This is a genomic window from Streptomyces sp. ICN903 (assembly GCF_022015835.1).
Lineage (GTDB): Bacteria > Actinomycetota > Actinomycetes > Streptomycetales > Streptomycetaceae > Streptomyces > Streptomyces fenghuangensis.
In genome coordinates, this window is the sequence record NZ_JAKMAY010000251.1 from 1 (window position 1) to 8,576 (window position 8,576).

Genomic DNA, 8,576 nt, shown 5'->3' on the forward strand with positions numbered 1-8,576 from the left:
GGCCCCGCCCCCGCACCCACCGCCGCAGTGCCCCTGCGGCCCAGCGCCGCCGGCGCCTCGGCCGCCCGCGACGCCGCACGCGCCGCCGGAGGGAGGCGCCGGCCCCGGACGGCGGAACGGACCGTACACGTTCGGATCGGCCGGCTGGAAGTCAGCGCCGCACCCCCGGCCGCGGGCCCCACCGGCACGGACCGGCCGCAGCGGCCGGCGCGGCCCGTACCCGCGCTGAGCCTCGCGGACTACCTGGCCGGCAGCGAGCGGAGGGACTGAGGAGATGAGCAACGCACTCGCCATCGCCACGGTCACACAGGCACTCGCCCTGCTGATCGAACACAATCTGCAGCCCGAGATCGACATGCAGGTCGCGGTGAAGACCGAACGGCCACCGGCGGAGGCCACCGACGACGCCACCATCACCGTCTTCCTCTACCAGGTCACCCCGAACGCCTCCCGGCGCAACGACGACCTGCCCACCCGCGCCCCGGACGGCACCCTGCTCAAGCGCCCGGCGGCGGCCCTGGACCTGCACTACCTGATCAGCGCCTACGGCAACGAGGCGGAACTGGTCGGACAGCGGCTCATCGGCTGCGTGGTACGCACCCTGCACGAGTTCCCGGTGCTGCCGGGGGAGCTGATCGAGGAGGCCGCGCAGCGGCCGTACCTGGCGGGCAGCGACCTGGCGGAAGCCGTCCAGAGGGTGCGCTTCACACCGACCCTGATGGACATCGACGAGACCTCCAGGCTGTGGGGGATGCTCCACCAGACGCCGTACTCGCTGTCGGTCGCCTACCAGGCGGCCCTGGTACTGATCGAGGGCCGCGAACAGCCCGTCGTGCCCCGGCCGGTCCAGCGGCACACGGTGCGCGCGCTGCCCTTCGGAGCCCCGGGCGCGCCGGAGCCCCCGAGACGGCCGGGCACCGGCACCGCCGACCCCGCCGCCACCGCCGTACCGGCGGAACGCGCGTCCGGGACGGCCGCCCGGAAGGTGGCGGCCCGGGCGAGCCGCGCGAACGGCATGGCCGCCAGGCCCACCGCGCCCACGTCGCAGGCGGGGACGGAGAGCGAGCCGGAGACGGCGGAGCCCGGCAGGAAGACATCACCCAGGAAGACGCCCGCCAAGAAGACCGCCGGCAAGCGGCGCGCCGCGGCCAGGACCGCCGCGCCCCGGCCCCGTACGCGCAAGCAGCCCGGCACCGGCTCCACACGCGGAGGCGGGAGCGCGCCGGCAGGCAGGGACGACGGCGCCACGAACGACCAGGAGGGCTGAGGCGAGGTGACGACGACGGGGGCGGACAGGCACACGGACGGCACCGCCGACGGGACGGGCGCTGCCCAGGGCCCGGCGCTGGCCGCAGCCATACGCGCCGTCCTGGACCGCCTCGACGCCCACGCCGCCCGTGCCCGAGGGGGCGGCGCGGACACCGACACCCCCGAACCGGCCGGCACCTCCGAACCGGTTGGCACCCCCGAACCGGCCGGCGCCTCGGAACCCGCCGCGCTCGACGCGCTCGTCCGCTGCTTCGGACTGACGCCCTTCGAACGCGAGATCGTCCTGCTGCTGGCCGCCGCCGAACTGGAGCCCACCACCGGCAGCCGCTGCGCCGCCGCGAGCGACGACCCCGGGCGCGCCCACCCCACCTTCTCCCTCGCGCTCGCCGCCCTCGGCGAGCCCCACTGGAGCGCCCTCACCCCCGTCGCACCGCTGCGCCGCTGGCGCCTGGTCGAACTCGACGACGAGACCCGGCTGACCACCACCCGGATCCGTCTGGACGAACGCATCCTGCACTTCCTCCTCGGATCCCCGTACCTCGACGCGCGGCTGCACGGCATGCTCACCCGCGCCCCCGCACCCGACGGGCTGCCGCCCTCCTTCGAGCACGCCGCGGGCCGCGTCGCCGCGGCCTGGGCCGGGGCCGGCCCAGGCACGCCGCCGAGAGTGGAACTCACCGGCGGCGACCGGCACAGCCGCCACGACATCGCCGCGACCGCGGCCCGCAGCTGCGGACTCGGCCTCTACACCCTGAACGCCGAGGACCTGCCCACCGACCACACCGAACGCGACCGGCTCGCCCGGCTGTGGCAGCGCGAGGCGATCCTGCTGCCCGCCGCCCTGCTGCTGGAGGCGGGCGGGCCGGACCGCGAACAGGATGCCGCGGTCGACGCGTTCACCGCCTCCGCCGCCGTACCGCTTGCCGTCTCCAGCCCCGATCCGAGACGGACGGAGCGGACGCGCGCCGAGCGCGTCACCGTGCCGGCACTGGGGGAGGAGGAGCAACTCGGCCTGTGGGCCGACGCCCTCGCCGGAATGCCGCGGATCGGAGAAGGACGACTGCGCGGCCTGGTCGCACAGTTCGCGCTGCCGCCGCACATCATCCGCTCCGCCGCCGCGTCCGTACGCCGACAGGCCGGAGAAGCCGGGAACGGCGGGGCGGCCGGGCCGGGGGCGGACGTCTGCGAGCTGGCCTGGCGGGCCGGGCTCGCCGAGGCCCGCATCGGTCTGGACGAACTGGGCCGCCGCGTCGAGCCGGAGGCGGACTGGGACGATCTGGTACTGCCCGAGCGTCAGTCGCGCGTCCTGCGCGAGATCGTCGCCCATGTACGGCAGCGGGGCACCGTGCACCAGGAGTGGGGCTTCGCCCGCACCCTGCGCCGGGGCCTGGGGGTCACGGCGCTGTTCGCGGGCGGCTCCGGCACCGGCAAGACCCTGGCCGCCGAGGTGATGGCCCGCGAGCTGGGGCTCGACCTGTTCGTCGTCGACCTCTCCCAGGTCGTCTCCAAGTACATCGGCGAGACCGAGAAGAACCTGCGCCGAGTCTTCGACGCCGCCGAACGCGGCGGCGCACTGCTGCTGTTCGACGAGGCCGACGCCCTCTTCGGCAAACGCAGCGAGGTCAAGGACAGCCACGACCGCTACGCCAACCTCGAGGTCTCCTACCTGCTGATGCGGATGGAGGCCTACCGGGGTCTGGCGGTCCTCACCACCAACATGAAGAAGGCACTCGACACCGCCTTCATGCGCCGCATCCGCTTCGTCGTCGACTTCCCCTTCCCCGGAGAGGCCGAACGGGCCGAGATCTGGCGCCGGGTGCTGCCCGACAGGGCCCCGGCCAAGGACATCGACCCCGAACTGCTGGCGAGGCTGACGGTCGCGGGCGGCTCGATCCGCAACATCGCCCTCTCCGCCGCCTTCCTGGCAGCCGAGGAGGGGGACGTACTGCGGATGCGCCACATGCTCGCCGCCGCACGCACCGAGTACCTGAAACTGGAGCGCTCCCTGACGCCCTCGGAGGTCCGCGGATGGGTGTGAACGAGACGCCGCGCGAGGCCGTGCGCGGTACGGCACACGACACGGCGGTCCGGGTGGACATCGGCGAGCTGGTGCTCGACGGCTTCGACGCGAGGGTGGACCCCGAACGAGTGACGGCGGCGTTCGAGGCGGAGCTGACCCGGCTGGTACGGGAGCGCGGCGTACCGCTGGCGGCGGACGGCGAAGGACGCGCACTGGAGGCGCTGTCGGGCCTGCCGCCCCTGCCCGCCACCACCTCGCCGTCCCGCCTCGGCGAGGCACTGGCGCGCGCGGTGCACGCGGGCCTGTCGGGACATGGCGAGAGCGGTCCCGGCGCGGGGAGGAGGCGCCGATGAGCTCACGCACCGCGTCACAGGAGCCCCGCTCGCCGCAGGACGCCAGACGCCGCAGGCGCGGAAAGCGCGCGGCCAGGTCCCCGGTGCCCGAGCCCAAGGAGATCGTCAGCGGCGCCGGCCGGCCGCTCGACGCGAGCGTCCGCCGCGAGCTGGAGGAGCGGCTCGGCCACGACCTGGGCCGCGTGCGCCTGCACACCGACCGGGACGCCGCCGCCCTCACCACCCTGCTCGGCGCGGACGCCGTCGCCGTCGGCCAGGACATCTTCTTCAGCGAGGGCGCGTACCGTCCGGGCACCGCCGACGGCATGCGCCTGCTCGCCCACGAACTGCTCCACACCGTCCAGAACCCCGACGGCCTCGGCTCGCTGCGCGCCGGCCGCGACCTGGGCGCGGTGAGCCTGCCGCAGCAGACGGTGGAGCGCGAGGCGGAGACGGCGGCGCAGGACGCGGCCCGCGACGGCGGAGCGGGCGGCCCGGCGGCCGAGCGCGTCGAGGAGGGCCGGGCCACCCCGGGCTGGCTGCGCTACGCCACGGTCGACGCCGACCAGCGGCGCATGGAGCAACTGGATCCGGCGATGCTGCTCGACCGTCTGACCAACGGCGTGCTGCGCTCGCTGCGCGGCGACCCGCAGGACCGCTCCAAACGCGTGCGCATACAACTCGCCCGCTTCTCCCCCGAGATGCAGGACGCCGTTCTCGACCGGCTGGAATCACGCCTGCTCTCCTCGGAGTTCGACAGGCTGATCGAGCTGGTCGAGGAGACCGAGGACGAGGGCACACTCGAACCGGAGGCGCTCGGCGCCCCCGAGACCGTTCCGGACACGACCGAACTGCTGGAGGACGAGCGGGAGGAAGCCGAAGCCGCCGACCGGAGACAGCAGGCCGAGGACGAGCGGTCCAGCGACCACCGGAGCGGCGAGCAGCGGGCGGACGAGGAGCGCCAGGACCCCGAAGGGACTGCCGGGCAGGAGGAGAAAGGGGAGTCCGCACCGGAACGGCCGGACCGGCGACGGCACGGACATGGCGGCACAGGCGCGGTTCGCCCGGGCGCACGGCGGCCCGCCGGGAGCTCCGGGAGTTCGGAGAAGTCCGGCGGAGGCACGGGAGCAGCGAGGACGAGCGGCGATCGTGCCACGGCCCCGGGCGGCGGAGCCGCCCAGCCCCGGCAGCAGGGCGACAGCGGTACGGGCGGCCGCTCCGAGGAGCCCGGAGTCGGCGGCACCCCCGCGGCGAGCAAGGAGGAGTCCGCGGCCAGGCACCGGCCCGGAGCCGTGGAACCCCTGATCGCGGGGCAGCAACCGGGCCAGGCGGACAAGCGGGACACGCGCGAGGGCAAGCGGGCCGGAGTCGAGCCAGGCCCCCTGCTGAGGACGGCCGACCCGGGCGACCGCAGCACCCTGGAAGGGAAGCGACCCCAGGACGAGCCGGCGCTCGCACAGGACGAGCCGATCAGTCTGGAGCCCGGCCCGAGCGGTGAACCCGGAGCGCTCGAAGGACTCGAGGACGAGCGGGCCGCCGACCGGGACAGCGCGTGGAACGTGGAACTCGGACCCGAGGACTTCCTCCCCGCCACCGACCTCGACGTCTCCGGCGTACCGACCGCCGACGAGATCGCGCCCGGTTCGGACACCGGCGGACGGATGCCGAGCTTCCCCGAACCGCCCGCCACCAGGGCCGAACAGGTGCGGGCCAGGCGGGACGAGGAGGACGCGGAGGAGGCCGCGTCCGAAGACACCGGGCTCGCCGAACCGCTGCCCGCCGACAGCGGCGCGTCCGTCCCCCCGGCCAACGGTGCCGAAGCCGGCGACCGTACGGGACGTGACCTCGGCACCGGAACGCCGGGTCGGCAGGAGGCCGACCTGCGGCCTTCTTCCCCCGGCACCGCCGAAGAGCGTACCGACGCCCCTGAGCCGAAGCCCGACCCCACGGCTCCCGAAGGCCCGCAACAGCGGGAGGAACGACAACCCGAACCGGAGAAGGGGCCGGACCCCGAGCCGGCCGGTACGGGGGCCTCGAAGGAGGAAGCGACGGAGTCCGGAACCTCTGGTTCCTCCACCACGTCCACCACGTCCACCACGTCCTCCGCCACGGCTCCGAGCGCGGGTACCTCGGGCGCGCCCTCAGGGGGCGGCGCCACCGGTACGACCGCTCCCGGACCGGCCACGGACACTCCGGCCGAGGCGTCCCCGGCCCGGGACACCCATGTCTCGGGCGCGGACGGCGGTGACGGCTCCACCACCGACGCCACACCGGAGGGCGGGGCGGGCTCCCGGCAGCGGCGAGAGCCTGTGGCCCCGGCGCCCCGGCCCGAGTCCGCTCCCGCGCCGAGGTCCGTCTCCAGGCCCTCACGGTCGGTCAGTGGCGGTGGCGGCACCCGAAGCGCATCGGGCGGCGGGGGAGGGGGCGGCGGAGCCCGACCCGCTGCCTCGTCCCGGCCGAAGAAGGCTCCTGCAGCCCCCAACCTGTCGAAGGTGACACCGGAAGCCGGTCTGTCCACCGCCGCGAACCTCAAGCCGCACCGCGCGCTCGAAGCGCTGGGCGGAGTGAACGGCGCGGTCGACAGGACCGTCGGTGACGAGCACCGGAGCCTCCAGGACGCACCGCCGACGACGGAGCGCCCCGCGGGCGCCCCGCGGACCCTGCACGGCGCACCGAAGACCTCGGCCCCGGGGCGGTACTCCGGCGACCCGGCCGCCCGGATCGACGCTCCGGAGAAGGAGAAGGCCGAGGTCACGGGAGACAAGGCCCCGGAGGGCGAGATCCCGGGGGAGGACATCGAGGAGCCCAGCACCCTCGAAGGCCTTCTGGCGGGCGGGGCCCAGCTGGTCGTGGGTGCGATCAACGGTGTCGCCGACTTCCTGGGAGCCGACGAGGACCTCATCGACTCCGACGCGGTGGTCCAGTGGATCCTCGACCTGCCCACCGAGGACGAGATGCTCGCCCAGGCGGACGTCGGCACGGCGCCAGGGGTCGGCCTCCAGGGCGAGACGGACGGGCGCGCCGGCGAACAGGGCGGTGAACTCGACGCCAAAGGCCGGGAACTCCACGCCTCCGGACGCGACGATGCCGGGCGCCCTCTGGGCGAGGACCAGATCTACCCCGATGTGCCAAGGGAGACCCTGACCGCGAAGGTCCCGCGAGGGAAGGGACAGGGAGGCCCCGGCGGAGGCGGCGGCCCGTCCATGGGCGGACGCATCCCGCCCGAGGCCGTGTCCGCGGTGGCGGAGCATGAGCGCGGACCGCAGATCCAGGCCGCGTTCACCGACGGGCAGAAGCAGATGTCCGACAAGCGGCAGGCCAGGGACAAGGGCTTCAGGGAGTCCCAGGAGCGCCACAGGCGGCAGGTCCGCGGCGAGGTCGAGAGCAACACCCGTACGCAGGCCGCCGAACGCCGGAAGACCAGGGCCGAGGTGGAGTCCTCCCGCGAGCAGTGGCGCAAGGAACAGGACGGCGAACTCGACTCACTCGGCACAAAGAAGACCGAGAAGACCGAGAAGATCCGCAAGGACGTCAGGGACAAGGAGGAGCAGACCGACAAGGACGCCGAGGAGCACCGGAAGAAGAAGCAGGAGGACATCGGCAAGGAGAAGACCAAGGCCGAGGACGACGCCAGGAACAAGCGCGACACGGCCAAGAGCGACTCCGGCAACTGGCTCTCCAGGGCGTTCGACTGGATCCGCGACAAGCTCATCGAGCTGAAGAACGCGATCGTCGGCTTCTTCCGCGCCGCCCGCGAGGCGATCACCAGCCTCATCAAGGACTTCAAGGGCACCGTCATCCGCTGGATCGAGGCGGCCCGGCAGTTCATCGTCGACAAGTTCAAGGAGTTCACCGAGGCCCTGGTCCAGTTGGGCAAGGACCTCCTCGACGCGATCGTGGAGATCGCGAACCGGCTGCGGACCCTCATCATCCGCATCCGGGACGCGGCCATCGCCCTGGTCAACCGGATCGCGAACGAGCTGAAGCGGATCGTCACCGAACTCCTGGACGAGGTAGGCAAGATCCTCAGCGGCATCCTCGACGCCCTGATGGAGGGCCTCCGGGCGGCGGTCGATGCCGTCAAGAGCGCGCTCAAGGGCATCATGGACTTCGCCATGGGTCTGCTCAGCGCCCTGGGGGAGTGGGCGATGATCGCCGCCGACATCCTCACCGACCCGGGCGGCTGGCTCAGCGGCGCCAAGGCCTCGGCCGAGGACGGGGCGAGGAACCATCTGTTCCGGGAAGTCACCTCGGCGATCAGGAACTGGTTCAACGAGAAGATCCAGGAGATCCTCGGGCTCCCCAAGGCCGTCTTCGACAAGCTGATCAGCGGGGGCGTCAGCAGGGAGCAGATGGCCAAGGAGGCGTGGGACGCCGCGCTCCCCCAACTCCCCATCATCATCGGGGAGATCATCATCACCAAGGTCGTTGCCAAGCTGATCCCCGGCGCCGGCTGGGTGATGGCGATCATCGACGCCTTCAAGGCGGCCTGGGAGTCGCTGAGCGAGATCCTGCGGGCCTTCGGCGCCTTCATGGACTACCTGAAGGCCGTCAAGGGCGGCAACGCCGGTGTGCTGTTCGCCAAGGCCGTGGCCTCGGGCGTGGTGGCCCTGCTGGAGCTGGCCTACCAGGCCCTGCTCAGCGGCATCGGCAAGTACGTGGGCAAGGTCGGCGACCGGCTCAAGGGCGTCGCGGCCAACCTCGGGAAGAAGAAGCCCGGCGCCAAGGACGAGGACGAACCGCGGGACACCGACAGGCCGCCGACGGCGGACAAGCCGAAGGACGACCCGAAGAAGCATCCGGACCCGCAGGAGGAGGCGAGGAGGGCGCAGGAGCGGACGCGCCGGGCGAACGCGGAGATGTCGCGCAGGCCGCCGGCCAAGCCGAAGCGGCCCCGCCCGCAGACCCGCCCGGCCCGGCGGCCGGACTCGCCCCGGTCCCGCCGCGACTCCGCA

Annotated in this window: 4 protein-coding genes and 1 pseudogene; all 5 read left to right on the plus strand. The window is 73.6% G+C overall.

Translation table 11 applies throughout. From position 1 onward, the window contains the following. Window positions 1–270: pseudogene (locus L7D48_RS22010) on the plus strand (hypothetical protein); the annotation flags it as partial. Between the two features lie 4 nt (window positions 271–274). Further along, the gene (locus tag L7D48_RS22015) at window positions 275–1,267 is read left to right on the plus strand and encodes a DUF4255 domain-containing protein (RefSeq protein WP_237881666.1); all 993 of its coding nucleotides are present in this window, start codon (window positions 275–277) and stop codon (window positions 1,265–1,267) included. A 6-nt stretch (window positions 1,268–1,273) separates the two neighbouring features. Next, on the plus strand, window positions 1,274–3,307 hold the full coding sequence (locus L7D48_RS22020) for an ATP-binding protein (protein ID WP_237881668.1): 2,034 nt from the start codon (window positions 1,274–1,276) through the stop codon (window positions 3,305–3,307). After that, window positions 3,298–3,642, plus strand: a complete 345-nt coding sequence (locus L7D48_RS22025) for a hypothetical protein (protein ID WP_374493255.1) — start codon at window positions 3,298–3,300, stop codon at window positions 3,640–3,642. The genes L7D48_RS22020 and L7D48_RS22025 overlap by 10 nt, the downstream gene beginning before the upstream one ends. After that, window positions 3,639–8,576 (plus strand): DUF4157 domain-containing protein (locus tag L7D48_RS22030; protein WP_237881673.1); only part of this gene is annotated, 4,938 nt, incomplete at its 3' end. The genes L7D48_RS22025 and L7D48_RS22030, both read left to right, overlap by 4 nt.

What these genes read in the sequence shown, in the direction of transcription:
- L7D48_RS22015 (WP_237881666.1), top strand. Translation starts at nt 275, where the DNA reads ATGAGCAACGCACTCGCCATCGCCACGGTCACACAGGCACTCGCCCTG.
- L7D48_RS22025 (WP_374493255.1), top strand. Translation starts at nt 3,298, where the DNA reads ATGGGTGTGAACGAGACGCCGCGCGAGGCCGTGCGCGGTACGGCACAC.